The 24,019-nt window shown below is 54.3% G+C and carries 21 protein-coding genes; 14 read left to right on the plus strand and 7 right to left on the minus strand.

What is annotated here, in order from left to right; translation table 11 throughout:
• Positions 1-33: 33 nt before the first annotated feature.
• Together msrQ and msrP are read right to left on the minus strand one after the other, a co-directional pair.
• The gene (msrQ, locus tag AC790_RS06020; protein ID WP_049851231.1) at positions 34-636 is read right to left on the minus strand and encodes a protein-methionine-sulfoxide reductase heme-binding subunit MsrQ; all 603 of its coding nucleotides are present in this window, start codon (positions 634-636) and stop codon (positions 34-36) included.
• The gene (gene msrP / locus AC790_RS06025; RefSeq protein WP_007891974.1) at positions 637-1,641 is read right to left on the minus strand and encodes a protein-methionine-sulfoxide reductase catalytic subunit MsrP; all 1,005 of its coding nucleotides are present in this window, start codon (positions 1,639-1,641) and stop codon (positions 637-639) included. It lies immediately after the preceding gene.
• Positions 1,642-1,965: 324 nt separating this feature from the next.
• Between msrP and csrD the strand changes: the two genes are divergently transcribed.
• The 8 genes from csrD to tldD all read left to right on the plus strand — a co-directional run bounded on the left by csrD (position 1,966) and on the right by tldD (position 14,426).
• Complete coding sequence (gene csrD / locus AC790_RS06030) at positions 1,966-3,912, plus strand: RNase E specificity factor CsrD (RefSeq protein WP_049851232.1); 1,947 nt, start codon at positions 1,966-1,968, stop codon at positions 3,910-3,912.
• Between the two features lie 308 nt (positions 3,913-4,220).
• The gene (gene mreB / locus AC790_RS06035; protein ID WP_007891976.1) at positions 4,221-5,264 is read left to right on the plus strand and encodes a rod shape-determining protein MreB; all 1,044 of its coding nucleotides are present in this window, start codon (positions 4,221-4,223) and stop codon (positions 5,262-5,264) included.
• Positions 5,265-5,470: 206 nt separating this feature from the next.
• The gene (gene mreC / locus AC790_RS06040) at positions 5,471-6,505 is read left to right on the plus strand and encodes a rod shape-determining protein MreC (RefSeq protein ID WP_007891977.1); all 1,035 of its coding nucleotides are present in this window, start codon (positions 5,471-5,473) and stop codon (positions 6,503-6,505) included.
• Entirely contained in the window at positions 6,502-6,990 is a 489-nt protein-coding gene (gene mreD, locus AC790_RS06045; RefSeq protein WP_007891978.1) for a rod shape-determining protein MreD, read from the plus strand. The genes mreC and mreD overlap by 4 nt, the downstream gene beginning before the upstream one ends.
• 8 nt (positions 6,991-6,998) lie before the next feature.
• Entirely contained in the window at positions 6,999-7,592 is a 594-nt protein-coding gene (locus tag AC790_RS06050) for a nucleoside triphosphate pyrophosphatase (RefSeq protein WP_007891979.1), read from the plus strand.
• Positions 7,582-9,051 (plus strand): ribonuclease G, encoded by a 1,470-nt coding sequence (gene rng, locus AC790_RS06055; RefSeq protein ID WP_007891980.1) that lies wholly within the window; start codon positions 7,582-7,584, stop codon positions 9,049-9,051. The genes AC790_RS06050 and rng overlap by 11 nt, the downstream gene beginning before the upstream one ends.
• A 46-nt stretch (positions 9,052-9,097) precedes the next feature.
• Positions 9,098-12,916, plus strand: coding sequence for an AsmA2 domain-containing protein YhdP (yhdP, locus tag AC790_RS06060; protein ID WP_049851233.1), 3,819 nt, complete (start codon positions 9,098-9,100; stop codon positions 12,914-12,916).
• Positions 12,917-12,980: 64 nt separating this feature from the next.
• The gene (gene tldD / locus AC790_RS06065; RefSeq protein WP_049851234.1) at positions 12,981-14,426 is read left to right on the plus strand and encodes a metalloprotease TldD; all 1,446 of its coding nucleotides are present in this window, start codon (positions 12,981-12,983) and stop codon (positions 14,424-14,426) included.
• 41 nt (positions 14,427-14,467) lie between these two features.
• On the opposite strand, the gene aaeR is transcribed toward tldD, so the two are convergent.
• Positions 14,468-15,385, minus strand: a complete 918-nt coding sequence (gene aaeR / locus AC790_RS06070) for an HTH-type transcriptional activator AaeR (RefSeq protein WP_036621938.1) — start codon at positions 15,383-15,385, stop codon at positions 14,468-14,470.
• A 258-nt stretch (positions 15,386-15,643) separates the two neighbouring features.
• On the opposite strand from aaeR, the gene aaeX reads away from it, so the two are divergent.
• From aaeX to AC790_RS06095, 5 genes are all read left to right on the plus strand, one after another.
• Positions 15,644-15,847 carry a p-hydroxybenzoic acid efflux pump operon protein AaeX gene (aaeX, locus tag AC790_RS06075; protein ID WP_007891984.1) on the plus strand — a complete coding sequence of 68 codons (204 nt, stop codon included), beginning with the start codon at positions 15,644-15,646 and terminating at the stop codon, positions 15,845-15,847.
• A gap of 9 nt (positions 15,848-15,856) precedes the next feature.
• Entirely contained in the window at positions 15,857-16,786 is a 930-nt protein-coding gene (gene aaeA / locus AC790_RS06080; protein ID WP_007891985.1) for a p-hydroxybenzoic acid efflux pump subunit AaeA, read from the plus strand.
• An 11-nt stretch (positions 16,787-16,797) separates the two neighbouring features.
• Complete coding sequence (gene aaeB, locus AC790_RS06085; protein ID WP_049851235.1) at positions 16,798-18,750, plus strand: p-hydroxybenzoic acid efflux pump subunit AaeB; 1,953 nt, start codon at positions 16,798-16,800, stop codon at positions 18,748-18,750.
• A 111-nt stretch (positions 18,751-18,861) separates the two neighbouring features.
• On the plus strand, positions 18,862-20,316 hold the full coding sequence (locus AC790_RS06090; protein ID WP_007891987.1) for an NAD-dependent succinate-semialdehyde dehydrogenase: 1,455 nt from the start codon (positions 18,862-18,864) through the stop codon (positions 20,314-20,316).
• 25 nt (positions 20,317-20,341) lie between these two features.
• Entirely contained in the window at positions 20,342-20,611 is a 270-nt protein-coding gene (locus tag AC790_RS06095) for a hypothetical protein (protein ID WP_036621939.1), read from the plus strand.
• Positions 20,612-20,662: 51 nt separating this feature from the next.
• Here the strand turns inward: AC790_RS06095 and yhcN (AC790_RS06100) are convergent, their stop codons facing one another.
• The 4 genes from yhcN (AC790_RS06100) to argR all read right to left on the minus strand — a co-directional run bounded on the left by yhcN (AC790_RS06100) (position 20,663) and on the right by argR (position 22,611).
• Positions 20,663-20,929 carry a peroxide/acid stress response protein YhcN gene (yhcN, locus tag AC790_RS06100; RefSeq protein ID WP_049851236.1) on the minus strand — a complete coding sequence of 89 codons (267 nt, stop codon included), beginning with the start codon at positions 20,927-20,929 and terminating at the stop codon, positions 20,663-20,665.
• A gap of 101 nt (positions 20,930-21,030) precedes the next feature.
• Complete coding sequence (locus tag AC790_RS06105) at positions 21,031-21,297, minus strand: YdgH/BhsA/McbA-like domain containing protein (protein WP_007891990.1); 267 nt, start codon at positions 21,295-21,297, stop codon at positions 21,031-21,033.
• A gap of 90 nt (positions 21,298-21,387) precedes the next feature.
• On the minus strand, positions 21,388-21,651 hold the full coding sequence (gene yhcN / locus AC790_RS06110; protein ID WP_049851237.1) for a peroxide/acid stress response protein YhcN: 264 nt from the start codon (positions 21,649-21,651) through the stop codon (positions 21,388-21,390).
• 489 nt (positions 21,652-22,140) lie between these two features.
• Positions 22,141-22,611: a transcriptional regulator ArgR gene (gene argR / locus AC790_RS06115; RefSeq protein ID WP_007891992.1), complete on the minus strand. Its 471-nt coding sequence runs from the start codon at positions 22,609-22,611 to the stop codon at positions 22,141-22,143.
• 422 nt (positions 22,612-23,033) lie between these two features.
• On the opposite strand from argR, the gene mdh reads away from it, so the two are divergent.
• Complete coding sequence (gene mdh / locus AC790_RS06120; RefSeq protein WP_049851238.1) at positions 23,034-23,969, plus strand: malate dehydrogenase; 936 nt, start codon at positions 23,034-23,036, stop codon at positions 23,967-23,969.
• The last annotated feature ends 50 nt before the right edge of the window (positions 23,970-24,019 follow it).

Raw genomic sequence — 24,019 nt, forward strand, 5'->3', positions numbered from 1 at the left:
AGATCTCGCGGGAGGAACACAACCTTGCGGGGATTATCTCTGCAGAAGTTTACGCAACTTATTGTAACGGCACGCTAACAGCCCAATCGCCAGTACTGCGTAGATCACGGGCTGCGGTGACAGCACTTTCACTGACCATAAATAGTGAATTGGCGCGAGGATCGCCACAAGATAGATGCCATTGTGCAGCGTTTGCCAGCGACGGCCCAGTTTGCGCTGCATACGCTGGAATGAGGTGATGGCGAGGGCGCAAAGAGTGATCCAGCTGATCATTCCCAGTAACAGATAAGGACGCGAAATGATCTCACTGCCCAGTAAACCGAGATGATCGTAACCTAGCTCCAGCAGATAATAGCTGGTGAGATGCAAGCTCGCCCAGGCGAAACACCACACGCCGAGCAGGCGGCGGGTACGAATCAGCAGCGGATGTTTAAGATAGCGGGTCAGCGGAGTGACCAGCAGCGTGGCTAAAAGCAACTTTAGCGCCATTCTGCCGGTAAAATGCTGGATATCTTTCGCCGGATCGGCGCTGAGCCAGCCCTGGCTCGCCGCCATAAAGAGATAGACGAACGGCAGGAAAGCCGCCAGATGCAGCACGACTTTTAGGCCGGTGATGTGGCGTAAAGAGAGGCGCACTCAATAGTTCTCCCGTAAATCCAGGCCACGATACAGTGAAGCCACTTCTTTAGCGTAGCCATTAAACAGCAGCGTAGGTTGGCGATCCACCTTAAGAATGCCGCCCGCACCGATGAAACGTTCGGTGGCCTGTGACCAACGCGGATGATTCACATGTGGGTTCACGTTGGCGTAGAAGCCATACTCATTGGCGGCGATCTGGCTCCAGGTGGTTGGCGGGCGATCGTGCGTCAGGGTGATCTTCACAATCGATTTAATGCCTTTAAAGCCGTATTTCCACGGCACCGTCAGGCGAATGGGCGCGCCATTCTGGGGTGGCAGCGCTTTGCCATACACGCCGGTGCTCAGCAGCGTCAGCGGATGCATCGCTTCATCAAGGCGCAAACCTTCAACGTAGGGATAATCCAGCCCACCGCCGATAAAGCGATCTTTCTGACCCGGCATTTGGTCTGGCGCGTACAGCGTTTCGAATGCGACATAGCGCGCATTGCTGGTGGGTTCCACCAGCTTCAGTAGCTTGTTCAGTTCAAAACCAACCCATGGAATGACCATCGACCAGGCTTCGACACAGCGCATGCGATAAATGCGCTGTTCCATCGCAAAACGCTTGAAGATGTCATCCATATCCAGCGTCATTGGTTTGGCGACTTCACCCTCAATGCGCAACTGCCATGGATCGGTTTTCAGCGTTCCGGCGTTGGCAGCAGGATCGGCTTTATCCAGACCAAATTCATAGAAGTTGTTGTAGCCGGAAACCTTATCAAAGGGCGTAAGCGGCAAATCCGCCTGCCATTCGGCCGGTTTAGTAAAATCTAACTCTCTACCTGCAGGCGCGGGCGGGCGGTTATTGCCTTTAAACCAGCTCAGTACATCGGCCTGCGCCGTTCCCGGCAAGCTGGCTGCGGCTGCGCCTAATCCTAACGCTTTCAACACCTGGCGGCGGCGCATATTAAAGACGCTTTCTGGCGTGACGTCGGCTTCTGTCAGCAAGTGCTTCAGGTTCATGACGTGCTCCTGTAAATAGTAAATTAGCGTTAGCATGCGCAACTTCAGCTTCGGGCGCGAACCTGGCGGAAAAAATGTGAAATTTCCTGGCCAAATCCTCCTTTTGAGAATAGGACGAAAAAGCCCACGTCAAAGTCGGGCGATCATCGTTTGACGCTATACTCGCGCCGTAGCGCTTATTAAGTTTTGCAGGGTGCGATTTTGATGTCAGTCTGGCGCTGAATCACACCATGATATGTGCTATTTTGCTCAGGTTTGCGCCAATGCTAAAACTGGCGTCGACGGATTAACACCGTTCATAACCGCAGTGATGCAGGCACAGGGATGCGATTAACAACTAAATTTTCTGCGTTTATTACCTTTTTAAGCTTACTGGCAATGTTATTAATGCTGGTTGGCTGCGTTTTTAGTTTTATCTGGCTGTCGCAGCAGCGGGTGGAAACACGGATGCAAACGCTGGCAACCGAAGTGGATAAAGCGCTTGCTACACAATCGCCGCAGGAGATGACGCAGTGGCTGACGCGCATGATGCCCGTGGTCAACGCCGAACAAATGCAATTGATCAACGGCGATACGGTAGTGTTCAGTTTAGCCCGCCACGAAAATCCAATGTTAGAAGATGAGCCCAATCGCTTCGTTCAGTTCGATTTGCCGCTGACGCACTCGCCAGGGCTTGAGCTGCGCGTAGTGGTACTCGATCCCGCTAAAACCTGGTTTCGTTCCTTTACGGGGGCTTATACGCTGATCGTGCTGCTCACCGTCGTGGCCATCATGTCTGCGCTGCTGGTGATGACCCATCGCTGGCTTAATCGCCGCTGGCAGAATATGGAACTGCTAGAAGCGCGTGCCGATCGTATTTTGGCGGGTGAACGCGTTCCGCGCAGCGACAATGCCGCTGAGTGGCCGCCAAAAGCCAGCCGCGCAATCGATACGCTGCTGGGAGATTTACGCGAAGCGGGTGAGCAGCGTTTACGCATCGATACCTTAATTCGTGCCTTTGCCGCCCAGGATTCACGCACCGGTCTGAATAATCGCTTGTTCTTCGATAACCAGCTCGCGACGTTGCTGGAGGATCAGGAGGATGTCGGTACGCACGGCGTAGTCATGATGGTGCGTCTACCCGATCTCGACACGCTGCACGAAACGCTCGGTCCGACACTGGTGGAAGAGTATCTGTTTGACCTGATTAATATGTTATCGACCTTTGTGCTGCGCTATCCGGGTGCTTTGCTGGCGCGTTATTTCCGCAGTGATTTCGCTGTACTGCTACCGCACCGCACCTTAAAAGAAGCCAACAGCATTGCCGATCAGTTGATTAATGCCGTCGATTCGCTGCCGCCAATGCGCATGGTCGATCGCGATGACCTGATTCACATCGGCATCAGCGCATGGCGCAGCGGACAAAGCGTGTCGCAGGTGATGGAAAATGTCGAGATGGCAACGCGCCGCGCAGCTTTGCAGGGCGGCAATAGCTGGTCGGTTGGCGAAGGTAATACGCTCGATATGGGACGTGGCAGCGTGCGCTGGCGTACATTGCTCGAGAATACCCTGAACCGCGGCGGCCCGCGTTTGTACCAAAAACCGGCGGTGCTGCTGGATGGGAAAGTCCATCATCGTGAAGTTCTGGCGCGGGTGTTCGATGGCGATAAAGAAGTGGTTTCGGCGGAATTCATGCCCTTAGTGTTACAGCTTGGCATGACGGATAGCTGGGATCGCCAGCTTGTTACACGTATCGCCGCGCTGTCTGAAGTGTGGCCGGATGAAACGCTGGCACTACCGGTGAATATTGATTCCCTGCTGCAGCGGCCCTTCCAGCGTTGGCTGCAGAAACTGCTGCTGCAGTGCAGCAAATCGCAAAGAAAACGTTTTTTATTTGAACTTGCTGAGGCTGACGTTTGTCAACACCTCAACCGTTTAGAGCCGGTTTTCCATATGTTAACCACATTTGGCTGCCGCATTGCGGTGGATCAGGCGGGTTTGACGGTGGTGAGCAGCGCTTACATCAAGCAATTCACGATTGAGGTGATCAAGCTTGCGCCGGGTTTAGTGCGAAATATTGAACGACGTACTGAAAATCAGCTGTTTGTGCAGAGTTTGCTGGAAGTATGTAAATCGTCCTCGACGCAGGTTTTTGCCGCGGGCGTGCGCACACGCGCAGAGTGGCAAACGCTGTCGGGATTGGGTGTTTCGGGCGGGCAGGGCGATTTCTTTGCGCCATCGTTGCCGGTCAATAGTAATGTGAAGAAACACTCACAACGTTATCGAATTTAAACCTTCAGCTCGAGAAAAGCAGGCTGAGGTCTGTTTTTAACTTATTTGTGCCGGAGCGCGCGATCCTGGCGGCTGGAAATGTTAGATTTTATGTCGAAATTGCCCCGTTAACGCCGGGTAAATTTAGGTTAAAACGGCGTGTTAACGCCATTTAACAGCGGCGTAAGGCGAGACTATCAGGCCAAAAAATTATTCAGCGTATTTTTTCACCGAAGCAGAACGTTTTTGCGCCTTGTAGCGGCTTCGCGTGGTTGGTAAAGTAGGCGGATTTTATTTTCCGCCCCCAGCTTGCAGGATTATCCCTTAGTATGTTTAAAAAATTTCGTGGCATGTTTTCCAATGACTTGTCCATTGACCTGGGTACCGCGAATACCCTGATTTACGTAAAAGGACAAGGCATCGTGTTGAACGAGCCTTCTGTGGTTGCCATTCGTCAGGATCGTGCCGGCTCCCCAAAGAGCGTAGCGGCTGTCGGTCATGACGCTAAGCAGATGCTTGGCCGTACGCCGGGCAACATCGCTGCTATCCGTCCTATGAAAGATGGCGTTATCGCTGACTTCTTCGTTACTGAAAAAATGCTCCAGCACTTTATCAAACAAGTGCACAGCAACAGCTTTATGCGTCCAAGCCCACGCGTGCTGGTCTGCGTACCGGTGGGTGCGACCCAGGTTGAGCGTCGTGCCATCCGTGAATCTGCGCAGGGCGCAGGCGCACGTGAAGTCTTCCTGATCGAAGAACCTATGGCCGCGGCGATTGGTGCTGGCTTGCCGGTTTCAGAAGCGACCGGTTCAATGGTGGTTGATATCGGTGGTGGTACCACTGAAGTGGCGGTGATCTCGCTGAACGGCGTGGTTTACTCCTCTTCTGTACGTATTGGTGGTGACCGCTTCGATGAAGCTATCATTAATTATGTGCGCCGCAACTACGGTTCACTGATCGGTGAAGCAACGGCTGAACGTATCAAGCATGGCATTGGCTCTGCCTACCCGGGTGACGAAGTGCACGAGATTGAAGTGCGCGGTCGTAATCTGGCTGAGGGTGTTCCGCGTGGCTTTACGCTGAACTCCAATGAGATTCTTGAAGCGCTGCAGGAACCGCTGACCGGCATCGTGAGTGCGGTGATGGTTGCGCTGGAACAGTGCCCGCCGGAACTGGCTTCTGACATCTCCGAGCGCGGTATGGTACTGACCGGTGGTGGCGCCTTGCTGCGTAACCTCGATCGTCTGCTGATGGAAGAGACCGGAATTCCGGTGGTTGTCGCAGAAGATCCGCTGACTTGCGTAGCGCGCGGTGGTGGTAAAGCGTTGGAAATGATCGACATGCATGGCGGCGATTTGTTCAGCGAGGAGTAACTCCTCACCGGCTGAGGCCCTGGTCAAATTGCGCAGGGAATAGCGCCTATACCCAAAGTCATTCAAACGCATCTGAAGTTTGAAGGACGAGGGATATATGCTGACGCTGGTGCTCCTGCGCACCACGGCGAGATGCGTCCAGCCCTGGAGGCGTTGGCGATTTAGGCTAACGCTTCTTCCCTGATGTCGAGGAACACGCAGAATTTATGAAGCCGATTTTTAGCAGGGGACCTTCCCTGCAGTTGCGCCTCTTTCTGGCAGTCATCGTAGCTATCGCGATTATTATCGCTGATAGCCGCGTGAGCTCCTTTTCCCAGATCCGCAACTACCTGGACACGTCGGTCAGTCCATTTTACTTTTTGGCCAACGGCCCAAGACAGCTGCTTGATGGCGTTTCCGAAACGCTGGCATCACGTCAGCAGCTGGAGCTGGAAAATAAAGCACTGCGCCGTGAGCTCTTCCTGAAGAACAGCGACTTGCTGATGCTGGGGCAATATAAGCAGGAAAACGCGCGTCTGCGTGAACTGCTCGGCTCGCCGCTGCGCCAGGATGAGCACAAGATGGTGACTCAGGTTATTTCAACCGGAACCGATCCTTATACCGACCAGGTGGTTATCGATAAAGGCAGCGTAAACGGTGTTTACGAAGGTCAGCCGGTGATTAGCGATAAAGGTGTAGTAGGGCAGGTCGTTGCGGTCGGTCAGGTGACCAGCCGCGTCTTGTTGATTTGCGATGCCTCGCATGCGTTGCCAATTCAGGTTCTGCGTAATGATATTCGTGTGATTGCGGCTGGCAACGGTTGTAGCGAAGATCTGCAGCTTGAGCATCTGCCGGGCAACACGGATATTCGCGTGGGCGATGTGCTGGTGACTTCCGGCCTTGGCGGACGTTTCCCGGAAGGTTATCCGGTCGGCGTGGTCTCCTCGGTTAAAGTCGATACACAGCGTGCTTACACGGTGATTCAGGCGCGTCCGGCTGCAGGTCTGCAGCGTCTGCGCTATTTGCTGCTGTTGTGGGGCGCGGATCGCAATGGCGAAACGCCGATGGCGCCAGATGAAGTACATCGCGTTGCCAATGAACGTCTGATGCAGATGATGCCGCAGGTTCTGCCGCCAGCAGGCGAAATGGGCCCGCCGGCACCGGACATGATGCAACCCGCGCAGCAAATGGGGCCCCCGCAGCCGGCTAACAGCAGTCGTTCGCAAGGGAATTCTGCGAACACACGCGGAGGCCAGCCTTGAGTCGATATCGCAGCCAGGGCCGATGGGTTATCTGGCTGTCCTTTCTGATTGCCCTCATCCTGCAAATCATGCCCTGGCCGGAACAAATCTTTATGTTCCGGCCTTCATGGCTATTGCTGATCCTCATTTACTGGGTGCTGGCGCTACCGCATCGGGTGAATGTCGGCACGGGTTTCTTCCTGGGTGCGATTATGGATCTGGTGGCAGGTTCAACGCTGGGCGTGCGTGCTCTGGCGTTTAGCATCATCGCGTATCTGGTGGCCTTTAAATTTCAGTTATTCCGAAACTTAGCGTTGTGGCAGCAGGCATTAATGGTTATGGTGCTGTCCCTTGCGGTGGATGTGATTGTTTTCTGGGCAGAATTCCTGGTGATCAACGTCTCTTTCCGGCCAGAGATCTTCTGGAGTAGCGTGGTCGACGGCATCCTTTGGCCCTGGCTATTCTTATTGATGAGAAAGATTCGCCGTCAATTCGCTGTTCAGTAAGGAATACTATGATTAGCCTGTACCTCGCGTCTGGTTCACCGCGTCGCCGTGAGCTGTTAACGCAGCTTGGTCTGCAATTTGAACGCCTGATCACCCACGTAGAAGAGCAGCGTCAGCCAGAAGAAGCGGCTGAAGCCTACGTGCGTCGTCTGGCGTCTGATAAGGCGCGCGCGGGAGTCGCGGTAGCACCACAGGATCTGCCGGTTCTCGGTGCCGATACCATTGTGGTACTAAACGGTGAAGTACTGGAAAAACCGTGCGATGCCGCCCACGCCGCCGAGATGCTGAGCAAGCTGTCTGGACAAACTCATCAGGTGATGACCGCCGTGGCACTGGCCGATACGCAGCGCGAGCTGGATTGCCTGGTGACCACCGACGTGACATTCCGCAAGATGTCGGCGCAAGAAATTTCGCACTATATCGCCAGCGGCGAGCCGATGGATAAAGCCGGCGCGTACGGAATTCAGGGCCTTGGCGGCAATTTTGTCCGCAAGATTAATGGAAGCTATCACGCTGTAGTGGGATTGCCGCTGGTTGAGACCGGCGAGCTGCTGAGTCATTTTCAGTCACTGCGCGCGTTAAGGGGACAAGATGACGGCTGAACTGCTGGTAAATGTGACACCTTCGGAAACGCGTGTTGCTTATATTGATGGCGGCATTCTGCAGGAAATCCACATTGAGCGCGAAGCACGACGCGGCATTGTGGGCAATATCTATAAAGGACGCGTCAGTCGCGTCTTGCCGGGCATGCAGGCGGCCTTTGTCGATATCGGCATGGATAAAGCCGCCTTCCTGCACGCCTCTGACATCATGCCGCACACCGAATGCGTGGCGGGTGATGAGAAGAAAAATTTTGTGGTGCGCGACATCGGTGAACTGGTGCGTCCTGGCCAGGATTTGATGGTGCAGGTGGTAAAAGATCCGTTGGGCACCAAAGGCGCGCGCCTTACCACCGACATTACTTTACCTTCGCGCTATCTGGTGTTTATGCCTGGCGCCTCGCACGTTGGCGTGTCACAGCGTATTGAGAGTGAAGCGGAGCGTGAACGCCTGAAAGCGGTGGTTGCAGCTTACTGTGACGATCTCGGTGGTTTTATTATTCGTACCGCCGCAGAAGGTATTGGTTCTGAAGAGCTGGCGCAGGATGCTGCGTTCCTCAAGCGTTTGTGGACCAAAGTCAGCGAACGTAAAAAGCGCAATCAGACGCGCTGCCTGCTGTACGGTGAGCTGGCGTTAGCACAGCGCGTGCTGCGTGATTTCGCTGGCGCGGCGCTGGATCGCATTCGCGTGGACTCGCGCCTGACCTGCGATTTGCTGGTGGAATTCACCAGTGAATATATTCCGGAAATGGCCAGCAAGCTGGAACTGTACAGCGGCAAACAGCCGATTTTTGATCTGTTCGATGTTGAGAACGAAATCCAGCGCTCGCTGGAGCGTAAGGTGGAGCTGAAGTCCGGCGGCTATTTGATCATCGATCAAACCGAAGCGATGACCACGGTAGATATCAACACCGGCGCGTTTGTCGGACACCGCAACCTCGACGAAACTATTTTCAATACTAATATCGAAGCGACGCAAGCTATCGCGCGTCAGCTGCGGCTGCGCAATCTCGGCGGCATTATCATTATCGATTTCATCGACATGAGTAATGATGAACACCGTCGTCGCGTGCTGCATTCGCTGGAAAGCGCGCTGAGCAAAGATCGGGTGAAAACCGGCATTAACGGATTCTCGGCGCTGGGTTTGGTGGAAATGACGCGTAAACGTACGCGTGAAAGCATTGAGCATGTGCTGTGTGCCGATTGCCCGGTGTGCAAAGGACGCGGCACGTTAAAAACGGTTGAAACCGTCTGTTATGAGATCATGCGTGAAATTGTGCGCGTGCATCACGCCTACGATTCCGACCGCTTCCTGGTGTACGTTTCACCTGCAGTGGGTGATGCCCTGAAGGGTGAAGAGTCACATGCGCTGGCGGAAGTGGAGATCTTCGTCGGCAAACAGGTCAAAGTTCATGTTGAGCCGCTCTATACCCAAGAGCAGTTTGACGTCGTCATGATGTGATCGTGAGGTTCAGCTCCGTAAGCCAACGGACAGCAAGGAGAGGTGTGTGAGGCGGTTGCCGAGGATTTTGTTACTGCTGCTCGCCGCAATCATCGTTATTGTGGCGCTGCTGGTCAGCGGGTTGCGCCTCGTGATGCCGCACCTCAACCATTATCGCAGCGATATTCTGCAGACGATCTCGCGCGTCAGCGGCGTCACAGTGGACGCCAGCGAGCTGCAGGGTAAATGGGAGAATTTTGGCCCCACGCTGCAGGTGCGTAACCTTAACGTTTCGATGCAGGAGGATGGTCAACTGACCATCGGCCGCGTCAATCTGGCACTCAACGTCTGGCAATCGCTGTTGCACTGGCGCTGGCAATTCCGCGATCTCACCTTCTGGCAACTGCGCCTCGAAACCAATCACCCGTTGCTCACCAGCGACGAACAGAAAAACAGCTTCAAACCAGCACAAATCAACGATCTGTTTTTGCGTCAGTTCGACCACTTCGATCTGCGTGATAGCAGCATTCGCTTTCTTACGCCGTCCGGCCAACACGCCGAACTGGCGATTCCGCGCCTCACCTGGTTAAACGAAAATACCCGTCACCGCGCCGAAGGTGAAGTGAGCCTTTCCAGCTTTACCGGGCAGCATGGCGTGGTGCAGGTACGGCTCGATCTCAACGATAACAACGGCTTGCTTAGCGATGGTCGCATCTGGATGCAGGCCGATGATGTTGATGTGCGGCCGTGGATTGGCCCATGGCTACGCGATAATACCAGCCTCGAAAGCGCGCGTTTCAGCCTCGCCGCATGGGTGAATTTGCGCGATGGCGACGTCTACGCCGGCGATCTGCTGCTGCGGAAAGGCGGGGCGCGCTGGCGCGGCGAGCAGGGCGATCATCAACTGCAGGTCGATGGTTTAACTGCACATATGTCGCGATTCCAGAACGGCTGGAGCCTTTCCGTACCGCAAACCCGTTTGAGCACCGACGGCATCGCATGGGCGCCGGGACATTTTTCACTGCTGTGGAAACCGGAAGATAAGCAAATGCTCGGTGCCAACAGTGCGCCGGAAGTACGCGTACGTGCTACGCAACTTGATTTAGAACGTCTGGCGCCGATCCTTCCGCTGTTTGCCCCGCTTTCACCGACCTTGCTGGACAACTGGCGTTCGCTGCAACCGCGTGGCCACATCGACGCGCTGGCGCTGGATATTCCACTGCAGCAGCCAGACCAGACGCGCCTGCAGGCGAAATGGCGCGATCTCGCCTGGCAACAGTGGGAACTGCTGCCGGGCATCAGTAACCTCAGCGGTAGCGCCAGCGGCAGCTTGAACAACGGCTTGCTGGATGTGGCGATGGGCCAGGCCGAAGTGCCATACGGTGATATGTTCCAGGCGCCGCTGCAGATTAAGCAGATCACCGGTCAGCTTAACTGGTTGCGCGATGCCAATGGCTTGACGCTGGATGGACATCAGCTTGATGTGCAGGCGCGTTCGCTGTGGGCGCACGGTGATTTCCGCTACCAGCAAAATCTTGGCAAGGCGCCGCGCCTTGATATTCTCGCCGGGATTCGCGTCACCGATGCCGGCGATGCCTGGCGCTATTTCCCACAACAGCTGATGGGGCACGATCTCACGCACTATCTTAGTGATGCGATTAAAGGCGGGCAGGTGGATAACGCCACGCTGCTGTTTGCCGGCGATCCCTCGCTGTTCCCGTTCAAGCACAATGACGGCATGTTTGAAGTCTGGGTGCCGCTGCGCAACTCCACCTTCCAGTTCCAGCCCGGCTGGCCGGCATTGGAAAACCTCGACATCAATCTCGACTTCCTCAACAACGGTTTGTGGATGAAGGCGGAGAAAACCAAACTCGGCGAAGTGGATGCACGTAACGTCAGCGCGGTAATTCCGGATTACCTGAAAGAGAAGCTGATCGTTGATGGCGATATCAGCGGTGAAGGCAAACAGATCGCTGACTATTTCGAGCAAACCCCGCTGAAACCGACACTCGGCGCAGCGCTGGAGCAGTTGCAGATAGGCGGCAATGTGCGCGGCTCGCTGAATCTCGACATCCCGTTGGATGGCGAACAGGTGCACGCCAGCGGCAATGTGGTGATGAACAACAACACTCTGCACATCAAGCCTTTAAATACCACGCTCAATAACCTCACCGGCCGGTTCCGTTACAACAACGGTAATCTGGAGAGTGAAGAGATGCAGGCGAACTGGTTCGGTCAGCCGACGGGCGTTAGCTTTAGTACTCAGGAAAATCCAGACGATTTCGGCGTTAACGTTAAGCTGCTGGGGGATTGGCAGCCAGGTAAACTGAAAATGCTGCCGCAAGCGATGGCTCGCCAACTGGGCGGAAGTTTGCCGTGGCAGGGGAATGTCGATATTACGTTGCCGCATAAAGGTGGCGCGAGTTACAAGGTTGAACTGAAAGGCGATGGCAAAACAGTAAGCAGTCACTTACCTGCGCCGCTGGATAAACCAGCCGGTAAAGCGATGCCGATTACCATCAACGCCAACGGTGATTTAAAAGGCTTTACCTTGAGCGGCAGCGTGCGCGACCAGCATCGTTTCAACAGTCGCTGGATTCTGGAGCCACAGCTGCGCGTTGATCGCGGTATCTGGCTGAACGATGCGAAAACGACGCCGAAACTGCCGGAAAAACGTGGCATGGAGCTGAATCTTCCTGCGCTGGATGGTGAAGCCTGGATGGGAATGCTGGCTGGTTCGGGCGGCTCACGCAATGCGCAGGGCGAACCTGAAGTGGGTGGCGCGCTGCTGCCGGGCGATTTCATTATCCGCACGCCAGCGTTGACGCTCGGCGGTCAGCAATGGCATGACGTTAATGCCACCGTTACTCAGGGCCCAAGTGGCAACACGCGTTTGCAGCTGGAGAGCCGTGAAGCACGCGGCAGTTTGCAGACGGCGCAGCATGCCCCCTGGCAGATCGACCTAAGCTATCTTTACTACAATCCTGAATGGGCCGATAAAAACGACGATAAATCCTCGCCGTTTAGCGGTGGCAGCAGCAACATCAATTTCAGCAGCTGGCCCGCATTGCAGCTTAATTGTGATGAGTGCTGGCTGCGTGGGCAGAAGTTTGGCCACATGCAGGCGAAGCTGCAGCCACAGGGAGATACGTTAGCACTTACTAACGGGTCAATCGACTCCGGCAGCTCGAAGCTCAATGTGGCGGGCGAATGGGTGAATAAACCCGGCAATCAGCGCACCTCGTTGAAGGGCAGCCTGAGCGGCGAGAATATCAATGACGCGGCTAACTGGTTCGGCATGAACACGCCGCTGCGCGATGCGCCGTTTAAACTCGATTACGACCTGCATTGGCGTTCTGCACCCTGGCAGCCTTCGGAACAGACGCTGAGCGGCACGCTGAAAACCCACTTTGGCAAAGGACAGATCGCCGATGTGAATACCGGTCGCGCCGGGCAGCTGCTGCGTCTGTTTAGCTTCGATGCCTTGCTGCGTAAGCTGCGTTTCGATTTCAGCGATACCTTTAACGACGGCTTCTATTTTGATTCCATCAACGGCACCGCGTGGATTGAAAACGGCGTGATGCGCACCGATAACCTGCTGGTGGATGGTCTGGAAGCGGATATCGCCATGAAGGGCAACATTGATTTAGTGAAGCGTCAGATTGATATGGAAGCGGTGGTCGCACCGGAAATCTCCGCTTCGGTCGGTGTGGCAACCGCCTTCGTCATCAACCCGGTGGTTGGCGCCGCGGTGTTTGCCGCCAGTAAAGTATTGGGGCCGCTGTGGAACAAGATTTCACTGCTGCGTTACCACATCAGCGGGCCGCTGGATAAGCCGGAAATCAACGAAGTACTGCGCAAACCGCGCGAAGACGAGAAGAAGTGAATTTGACGCCGTCGGGTAATTGCCGCAGGCTATGACTATCCGAGCACATAATGAGTGAGAAACGATGACTCTGAATCTGGTAAGTGAGCAGTTGCTAACTGCGAACAGCATTAATCAGCAGGACCTTTATTCCCTGTTAGGGCAGCTTTCAGAACGTCGTCTGGATTATGCCGATCTCTATTTCCAGTCCAGTTTCCACGAATCCTGGGTGCTGGAAGACAAAATTATCAAAGATGGTTCTTACCACATCGATCAGGGCGTTGGCGTGCGTGCCGTGAGCGGTGAGAAAACCGGTTTTGCCTATGCCGACCAAATCTCCCTGAATGCACTGCGTCAGTCATCTGAAGCGGCGCGCAGTATCGTGCGTGAGCAAGGCAATGGCAAAGCGCATACGTTGTCGGCGGTACTGAACCGTTCGCTGTATGCGCCAGTGAACCCACTGGATAGCCTGACGCGCGAAGACAAAATCGCCCTGCTACATCGTGTTGATCAAGTGGCGCGCGCTGCCGATCCGCGCGTGCAGGAAGTGAATGCCAGCCTGAGCGGCGTTTACGAACAAGTGCTGGTGGCCGCCACTGATGGCACGCTGGCGGCGGATATCCGTCCGCTGGTGCGTCTTTCCATCAGCGTACAGGTGGAAGACCAGGGCAAGCGTGAGCGCGGCTCGAGCGGCGGCGGTGCGCGTACCGGTTATGAATTCTTCCTCGCCGATGAAAGCGGTGATGTGCGTGCCGATGCCTGGGCGCGTGAAGCGGTACGTATGGCGCTGGTGAATCTGTCTGCCGTTGCGGCGCCAGCCGGTATGTTGCCGGTGGTGTTGGGCGCGGGCTGGCCAGGCGTGCTGCTGCACGAAGCGGTTGGACATGGTCTGGAAGGGGATTTTAACCGTCGCGCGACATCGGTATTCAGCGGCAAAATGGGCCAGCTGGTGGCTTCAGAACTCTGCACCGTGGTTGATGATGGCACTATTGAAGGTCTGCGCGGTTCATTGGCGGTTGATGATGAAGGTGTACCGGGCCAGTACAACATGCTGATTGAAAATGGCGTGCTGAAAGGCTACATGCAGGACAAGTTGAATGCGCGCCTGATGGGCGTTAATCCAACCGGTAACGGTCGCCGTGAGTCCTATGCGCACCTGCCCATGCCGCGTATGACCAACACCTATATGCTGGCAGGTAAATCAACGCCGCAGGATATCATCGAAAGCGTGGAATACGGCATCTATGCGCCGAACTTTGGCGGCGGTCAGGTTGATATCACCTCCGGCAAGTTCGTGTTCTCCACCTCGGAAGCCTATCTGATCGAGAACGGTAAAGTGACCACTCCGGTGAAAGGTGCAACGCTGATTGGCTCTGGCATTGAAGCGATGCAGCAGATTTCGATGGTCGGCAACGACCTGGCGCTGGATAAAGGCGTCGGCGTGTGTGGCAAAGAGGGCCAGAGCGTGCCAGTGGGCGTCGGCCAGCCAACGCTGAAGCTGGATAAAATCACCGTTGGTGGTACCGCTTAATCCGCTGTAAGGTCGCCATTTCCGGCGACCTTAATCTCTCTTCACCCTTTCCGATGCTGCTGATATTGCTGCGCCACCTGTTTGAAATACTCCGTCAGATAATCAATACACACCTGTACTTTCAGCGGCAGCTTATCCTTCTCGGTATAGAGCGCATAGACCGGGCGCGGCTCCGAGTGGTATTGCGGGAACAGAATATCGATCTCACCGGCGCCGATCTCATCAATCACCCACATCAGCGGCACATAGGCGATGCCACAACCGGCTTTCAGCCAGCGAATCAGCGTTTGTGAATCGTTGGTCACAAAACGGCCCTGCGGCGTGAGACGCGTCACCAATCCTTCCGGTGCCACCAGTTCAAAGGTGTTATCTGGCCGCACGCTATATTCCAGCCAGGAAAAATTGTCGATCTCACCCGGCTTTTCCGGCGTGCCGTGCTGTGCCAGATAGCTTTTGGCCGCACACACCACCATCGGCATTGCCCCCAGACGGCGTGAGAACAGATTCGAATCCTGCAACGCACCTACACGTACCACTAAATCGAGGCCATTGGCGATCAGGTCCGGTGCCGGAATGCCGGTCACCAGATTGACGCTTAAACCCGGATATTCACGTAACATTTCGCTGGTCATCGCCGATAAAACATTCTGCGCCATCGTTGATGAGCAGCCGATGCGAAGAATACCTATCGGCGTGTTATTAAAGGCATACAGCTGCTCGTGCACCTGTGATGCCTCAGCTAACATGCGGCGGCAGCCTTGAAAATAGATTTTCCCGGCTTCAGTCAGTCCAAGGCTGCGCGTGCTGCGGTTGAGCAATTTAACCTGTAGCTCATCTTCCAGTTTGGCGACAATCTGGCTGATAGACGAAACGCTAAGCTGAAGCTGGCGTGCTGCGGCGGTAAATGAGCCCAATTCAACCACTTTGGCGAAAATGGACATGCTTTTAAGTCGATCCATTGTTTACTCTGACTAAAAAGTGATTTAGCTCACAATATGTAGAAAACGTATAGTCAAGCGCGTTACTATACGCGCGCTGGGTCTCTTCACTGCACCTGAACACGGCTGTGTTAACCCGATGATACGCTATGATTAGCTCAACGCGGCCTGAATGTTGCCATCAGTTTATCCGTCTTCCCCTGAGCATAAACCCAACGTGCCGCTCGGCATGTGGGCAGGTATCGGTGCAATCCGGCAAGGTCGAACTAAGGATCCGAAATGAGTGTGCTTCCGGTATTTGTCGTATTCGGGCTGTCTTTTCCGCCCATCTTCGTAGAACTATTGGTTTCTCTGGCGCTGTTCTGGCTGGTGAAACGCGTGCTAACGCCTAGCGGGATCTACGATCTGGTTTGGCATCCAGCACTGTTTAACACCGCGTTGTATTGCTGTGTGTTTTACCTTGTATCCCGTTTATTCGTCTGAGGTTTTTAAGTGAAAGCGCTAATAAGAAAAATCGCGCGATACGCGATTACGCTCCTGCTGGTTGTCATCGCAATCGTGATCATCTTCCGCGCCTGGGTGTTCTACACCGAATCACCGTGGACGCGTGATGCTAAATTCTCCGCCGATGTCGTGGCGATCTCGCCAGACGTCACCGGCATCATCACTGACGTGCCAGTGCACGATAACCAGCTGGTGAAAAAAGGCGACACGCTGTTTGTGGTCGATCGTCCACGTTACCAAAAAGCATTGGATGAAGCGCAGGCAGACGTTGAATATTACCAGGCGTTGGTAAGCGAAAAACGTCGTGAAGCCAGCCGCCGCAATCAGTTGGGCACCAGCGCCATGTCGCGTGAAGCGATTGAGCAATCCAATAACGATCTGCAAACCAGCGAACATCAGCTGGCCAAATCGGTTGCGACGCGCGATCTGGCGGTAATCGACCTCGATCGTACCACCATCAAAGCGCCATCAGATGGCTGGGTCACTAACCTCAACGTGTATCAGGGCGAATTTATTACGCGTGGTTCAGTGGCGGTCGCGCTGGTACAGCAGCACTCCTTCTATGTGCTGGCCTACATGGAAGAGACCAAGCTGGATGGCGTGCGTCCCGGCTTCCGCGCGCAGATTACGCCGTTGGGTAGCAATGTGGTGCTGCGCGGTACCGTCGACAGTATTGCTGCGGGTGTCACGAACAGCAGCAGCACCAGCGACAGCAAAGGCATGGCGACCATTGACTCGAATCTGGAGTGGGTTCGTCTGGCGCAGCGTGTGCCGGTACGCATTCGTCTCGACGATCAGCCAGGCAACCGCTTCCCGGCAGGTACTACCGCGACGGTGGTGATCACCGGCGCGCAGGACCGCGAAACCAAAGTCTCGCCGCTGACGCAGTTGTTCAACCGCCTGCGTGAGTTTGGTTAAGCGAGGGCGATATGATTGAGTTTTTGCGTTTCCCGGTAAAGCTAACCTTCGCGCTGGTTGCGGCGTTGATGATTGGCTTTCACTTCAATCTGGAAACGCCGCGTTGGGCGGTGATGACCGCCGGCATCGTGGCCGGTGGTACCGCTTTTGCTGCAGGGGGCGATCCCTACTCTGGCGCACTGCGCTATCGCGGCATCTTGCGCATCATTGGTACCTTTATTGGCTGTATCGCCGCGCTCACCATCATGATTGCCACGGTACGCGCGCCGGTGGTCATGTTGCTGATCTGCTGTCTGTGGGCGGGCATGTGCGTCTGGCTCTCTTCGCTAATCAAAGTGGAAAACTCCTACGCACTTGGCCTTGCGGGTTACACCGCGCTGATCATTGTGGTGACGGCGGATGCCAGCGGCGGCTTAACGCTGGCGCCGCAATATGCGGTTGAGCGCTGCAGTGAAATCGTTATCGGTATTCTGTGTGCGATTCTCGCCGACATGCTGTTCTCGCCGCGCTCAATCAAAAAAGTGATTGAGCAGGAAGTCGATGCGCTGCTGGTGGCGCACTACAAGCTGCTGCAAATGTGCGTGGCTCATGCTGATAAAGACGAAGTGGACAAAGCCTGGAGCGCGTTAGTGCGTCGCACCACGGCACTCAACGGCATGCGTAGCCAACTGCTAATGGAGTCGTCACGCTGGAAAAATTCCAGCCGCCGTCTGCAAATGCTGAATACGTTGTCGCTGACGCTGATCACTCAGGCCGCCGAAACCTTTCTGATTCAAAATTCACGTCCGGAATACATTCCACCGCACTACCGCTTGCTGATTGAAAAAGAGGTCAACAACGTCAACGATGTGCATAAACGCATGAAGTTGATGCGTCGCTTAATTGGCGTGAGCAGTAAAACCGTGCCGGTCACGCTGGCGAGTTGGGTGGGTGCGGCAACCGAATATCTGCTGCTCATCAATGGCATAAAAAGCAACAGCCGTATCACCACGCTCGAAGAGAGCATACTGCAACGCGAAGTGGTGATTCAGGCGCGCTCGGCCGAAACGCATCACGCGATGATTAACGGCGTGCGTACCTTTGTCGCCACCGCACTGGGTTCGCTGTTCTGGTTGTATACCGGCTGGACGTCGGGCAGCGGCTGCATGGTGATGCTGGCGGTGATTACCGCGCTCGCGATGCGCATGCCAAATCCGCTGATGGTGGCGAAAGATTTCCTTTACGGCATGACGGTGGCGGTACCGCTCGGTGCGCTCTACTTCATCTTTATTCTGCCCGCTACCCAGCAAAGTATCTTACTGCTATGCATCGCCATTGGTGCGCTGGGCTTTATCGGTGGCATTTTTGTACAGCGCCGTCAGTTGGGAACGTTGGGCGCGCTGATTGGCACCCTAAACGTACTGGTACTCGATAACCCGATGAAGTTTGAGTTCAACGTGTTCCTCGATAACGTGCTGGGCCAGGTTATCGGCTGCTTCGTGGCGATGATGGTGATTCTGCTGATTCGCGATAAATCGAAAGACCGTACCGGACGTAAACTGCTCAATCGCTTTATGTATGCTGCTGTGGCTGCTCTTACCACTAATCAGGCGCGTCGGCGTGAAAACCATCTGCCGGCGCTGTATCAGCAACTGTTCTTGCTGCTCAATCTGTTCCCCGGCGATATTAATAAATATCGCATCGCGCTGACGCTGATTATCGGGCATCAACGCCTGCGAAATGCCGAAGTGCCGGTCAATGCAGATTTGTCAGCCTATCACCGCCAGTTGCGCTCTACCGCCGATCGCATCGTTTCTGCGACCAGCGATGACAAGCGGCGTTACTATTTCGAGCGCTTGCTGCAAGAGTTAGAGGTTTATCAGGAGAAGCTGCAGCACTATTCAGCGCCGGATAACGTCACCGAGCCGGTGAAACGGTTGGCACTGATGTTGGATAAGTACCAGAACACGCTAATACAAATCTGAAACTGGCCGCTGCAGCATGCAGCGGCCTTTTAGATCCCACGCTGACACAAAAACCTCTGATAATGGCATCTATACTTTCCTGACAGGACGTAAACTGACAGGAGAAAACCGATGTCCACTTCCCTGCAACAACACGAATTATTCAAAACCGGCTACTTCGCCGATGGCCAATGGCAAAAAGCCAGCGCGACCTTTGATGTCACTAATCCCGCCACCGGCGAGGTATTGGCGCAGGTAGCGAAAGCCGGCACAAAAGAAACTGAACAGGCGATTGCCGCTGCGCAGCGAGCCTTTCCCGCCTGGCGCGATAAAACCGCTAAGGCGCGTGCCGAAATCCTCAATCGCTGGTATCAGCTAATCATCGAAAACAAAAGCTGGCTGGGCCAACTGATGACGGCGGAGCAGGGTAAACCGCTCAAAGAAGCCGAAGGCGAAGTGGAATATGCCGCCAGTTTTATTCAGTGGTTTGCTGAGCAGGCAAAGCGCGTTAATGGAGAAATTATCCCGCCCGCTAAACCTGGCTCGCGCATTCTGGCAACGCGCGAACCGATTGGCGTGGTTGCCGCGATCACGCCGTGGAATTTCCCGATGGCGATGCTGACGCGCAAACTCGGTCCCGCTTTGGCCGCCGGATGTACTGGCATCATTAAACCTGCCAATAACACGCCGTTAAGCGCGTTTGCGCTGCTGGCTCTGGCGCAGAAAGCCGGCGTGCCGGATGGTGTGCTCAATGCGGTAGCGGGCGATACGCATGCGATCAGTGATGCGATTATGGCCAGCAAGGCGGTACGTAAAATCTCCTTCACCGGTTCAACCGCCGTGGGTAAAACGCTGATGCGTAACGCTGCGGAAACCATGAAAAAAGTCTCGATGGAGTTAGGCGGGAACGCGCCCTATATCGTGTTTGAAGACGCGGATATCGATGCCGCGGTGCAGGGTGCGATTGCCAATAAGTTCCGTAATGCCGGACAGGTGTGCGTCAGTGTTAATCGCTTCTATGTACACAACGCCGTGTACGATCGTTTCGTCAACCAGCTGGCCGAGGCGGTGGGGAAACTTAAAGTCGGTAACGGCGCAGAAGAGGGCGTCATTGTAGGCCCGCTGATTGAACAGTCCGCGTTGGAAAAGGTGGAAGAGCATGTCAAAGACGCGCTGAGCAAAGGTGGCAAACTGCTGGTCGGCGGTGAGCGTCATCCGCTCGGCGGTAATTTCTGGCAGCCGACGGTTATCGCGGAAGCGCATGAAGCGATGAAGCTAGCGCAGGAAGAGACGTTTGGGCCGGTAGCGGCTTGCTTCCGTTTTGACGATGAAGACGATGTCATTCAGCGCGCCAATAACACTGAATATGGTTTAGCGGCCTATTTCTACACGCAGAATCTTCAACGCGTATTCCGGGTTTCTTCGGCGCTGGAAGCCGGCATGATTGGCATTAACGAATGTGCGGTGTCCACCGAACTGGCGCCGTTCGGCGGCGTGAAAGAGTCCGGACTGGGACGCGAAGGTTCGGTACTGGGTATGGAAGAGTATTTGGAAGTGAAAGCGCTGCACCTCGGCGGACTAAATTAGCCGCTGCGATTAAGAGGGCGTCATGATGAGAACCGAGCGTTTCGATTTCGACGAAATTGTCGATCAAGCCCATTTCTATCGCCAGTTTAGCGATCGTTTTGCACTGGCCGATCTCACCATCAACGATCTTGATGATCTTTGGGATGCGATCGTCGGTGAGCAACTGCCGTTGCCGCTGGAGATTGAGTTTGTAAATCTGGGGAAAGGGCAGAAACGGCGGTATGGCGCATTGATTCTGCTATTTGATGAAGCAGAAGAGGAGCTGGAAGGCCAGCTCCGCTTCAATGTAAAGTAAAAAAGGGCCCCGGCGAGCGGGGCCAAAGGGTTCGTCTTAATTGACGAGGAATTACTTATACAGCTCAGCGGTGACGTGATAGCTGTCGCCGGTTTTAGCTTCAATAACTTTGTAGGCGCTGGCACCTTGCTCATCCGCTTTCTGTGAAAGCTCGGCACGGTAATCCATCGGTGAACCGCCGGTTCCGCTAATTGAAATAGTGCTGCCGGTAGGTTGCAGATTCTGCGCCTGTTGTTCGGTAACCAGTTGTGCTGCAGAAGCACCAAAGGCGAACAGGGAAAGCAGGCTAGCAGTTGCGATGGTTGTTTTGATTTTCATAATTTTCTCCTCGTTTAATCAACAACCTGCGGCAGAAAGGGGTGGGCGGGTCGTCGATCTATTGCCTGGCGCCGTCTGGGCGCCGGACGTTCAATTAATAATTATTTATACAGTTCAGCAGTCACGTGGAAGGTATCGCCACGGTTGCTCTCAATGATGCGGTAATGGCTGGCACCTTGAGCATCGGCCTTCTGCGACAGTTCCTGGCGAACATTGGTCTGGTCGCCATCAACACCGCTTACGCTGATGGTTTGGTTCAGAGATTGCAGCTGTTCAGCTTGTTGATTGGAAACCAGGCTTGCGGCGCTTGCGCCAAAAGAAAGAACAGAAGCCAGGCCCAGTACTGCGATAGCTAATTTGGTTTTCATGATTCACTCTCCTGAAATTTGGGTCGGCAACCTGAGAGGCAAGTGCGTCTCAAACGGGTCGCCGTTCGCATTGCGTCTTGAATCTGTAACTTATTTGTACAGTTCAGCGGTCGCGTGGTAGTTGTCACCGGTATTCACTTCGATCACTCGGTAAGCTTTTGCCCCTTGCTGATCGGCTTTGTCATTTAACTGCTGACGAATATCCATTGGGGAGCCACCCACGCCGCTGACGCTGATGGTGCCAGCGGGTTGCAGATTCGCAGCCTGTTCGGCATTGATAGAATCTGCTGCAAAAGCACCAAATGACAGGGCAGAGAGAACACTTAGCGTTGCGATAGTAGTTTTAACGTTCATGATATTTTTCCTCGTCGTCTACTTTTATCTTTTTCTTTCGTGTGATTTGCATCACGAAACTAAGTATAGATCTAATCACTCACGAAATTAATATCTAGCTAATAATGTTTGGTTGTAATTCTTTATCCTTATGGCACTTTTTTAGAACCGGAAGTTATAAAAAACGCCTGGATCTTAACCAATGACAGCTATTTCAATGTAAAAACAATGATCTACATCAAATTATCTTTTAGTGCGAAAGATCATGGTTGATCTCGCTGGCTGATACGCTGCGGGTAGGTAATGACACTTAGGACCATATGTAAAGCAGCGTAAAATAGCGCATTAGGCTAAGCAGGCGCAAAGGTCGTACCAATATTCATGGAGGAAAAGAACCGCTGGGTATATGGATAACTTATTATTTACAAAGGAATTTGTAACAGCATGGTTACGGATGATGCGGGTGAGGAGAAATAACCGGCAGAGATTCTGCCGGCATGCAGCAGGTTTTTATAGCTCTTGTTCGAATAAAACCAGTACAGCATCGTGCAGCTGTTTCACCGAGAAGGTGCGCGCAGGAGTAATAAAGATGGTGTCATCACCAGCGATGGTACCGAGGATACCTTCGGCTTTGCCGAGCGAATCCAGCAGGCGTGCAATCAGCTGCGCCGCGCCGGGGCTGGTGTGAATTACCACCAGGGCATCGTTGTAGTCGATATCCAGTACCAGATTTTTCAGCGGGCTGGTGGTGGTGGGGACGCCGAGCTCGGCGGGCAGGCAGTAAACCATCTCCATCTTGGCATTGCGCGTGCGCACCGCGCCAAACTTGGTCAGCATACGAGAAACTTTGGACTGATTGATGTTCTCGAAGCCGTCTTCCTGCAGCGCCTGCACAATTTCGCCCTGGGAGCTGAATTTCTCTTCCTTCAATAAGGCTTTAAACGCCTTAATCAAGTCGTCTTGTTTTGATGGGTTTCGCATAAGCTACCAATAAAAGAGGGTTGCAGCAGGCAACAGGCCTACGGCAGATAAATTATTATGCATTTAGATGAATTTTTATGCAATAAGTCTGGTGAGAGAATCGCGGTTACATCCTGCGGGGGCGAGATGATACCAGAGTTTTACGCTGCGCCAAAATAGCGGGTTGGCGCGCAAAGCGAAGGTTGCAAAGTTGTTATATTATTGATGTGGTAACAACTATATCGATGATCATTGCCGTCCATTGTCTTCTGGCTGCGAATGTATCATTCAGGCGACTTCTGAAGTGGAGATGTCTCGGGAGCCGATTGCGGCGTAGTTTAAGTGCGCGACAGGTTTAGTCGCTATCGCCTGAGAAGTTGATTAAACTCGTAACCTGATGGATTTTCGGCATATCTCTGCCCCACCTTAATAAGGAGTTCAGGATGAAAGTTGCCGTTCTCGGTGCCGCTGGTGGTATTGGCCAGGCGCTCGCACTGCTGCTCAAAACGCAATTACCCGCAGGCTCAGCTCTCTCACTTTATGACATCGCGCCGGTAACGCCGGGTGTGGCGGTGGATCTCAGCCATATCCCAACGGCAGTCACCGTTGAAGGGTTCAGCGGTGAAGATGCCACGCCAGCGCTGCATGGTGCCGATGTGGTGCTGATCTCTGCGGGTGTGGCACGTAAACCGGGCATGGATCGCGCCGACCTGTTTAACGTCAACGCCGGCATCGTGCGTAACCTGATCGAACAGGTTGCCAGCACCGCGCCGAAAGCCCTGATTGGCGTCATCACCAACCCGGTGAATACTACGGTGGCCATTGCGGCCGAAGTGCTGAAGAAAGCTGGCGTGTATGACAAAAATCGCCTGTTTGGCGTTTCAACCCTCGATATTATCCGCGCCAATACTTTTGTGGCCGCGCTGAAAGGCAAGCAGCCGAACGAGATTGAAGTGCCGGTTGTTGGCGGCCATTCAGGCGTGACTATCTTGCCGCTGCTGTCGCAGGTTAAAGGCGTGAGTTTTAGCGAACAGGAAGTGGCGGATCTGACTAAACGAATTCAGAATGCCGGCACCGAAGTGGTGGAAGCCAAAGCCGGCGGCGGGTCGGCTACGCTGTCGATGGGACAAGCGGCGGCACGTTTTGGCCTGTCGCTGATTCGCGCATTGCAAGGTGAAGCTAACGTGGTGGAGTGTGCGTATGTGGAAGGCGAGGGTGAATACGCGCGCTTCTTCTCGCAGCCGCTGCTGTTGGGTAAAAATGGCATTGTCGAACGCCGCCCGCTTGGGACGTTGAGTGCGTTTGAACAGCAGGCACTGAAGGGCATGCTGGAAACGCTGAAGAAAGATATCGCGCAGGGCGAAGAGTTTGTGAAGTGATTGGCTCTGTGCTGCAGTGAATAACGCCCGGCTTCTGCCGGGCGTTTTGT

Source organism: Pantoea sp. RIT-PI-b (genome assembly GCF_001187905.1).
In the GTDB taxonomy this organism is placed as follows: domain Bacteria; phylum Pseudomonadota; class Gammaproteobacteria; order Enterobacterales; family Enterobacteriaceae; genus Pantoea; species Pantoea nemavictus.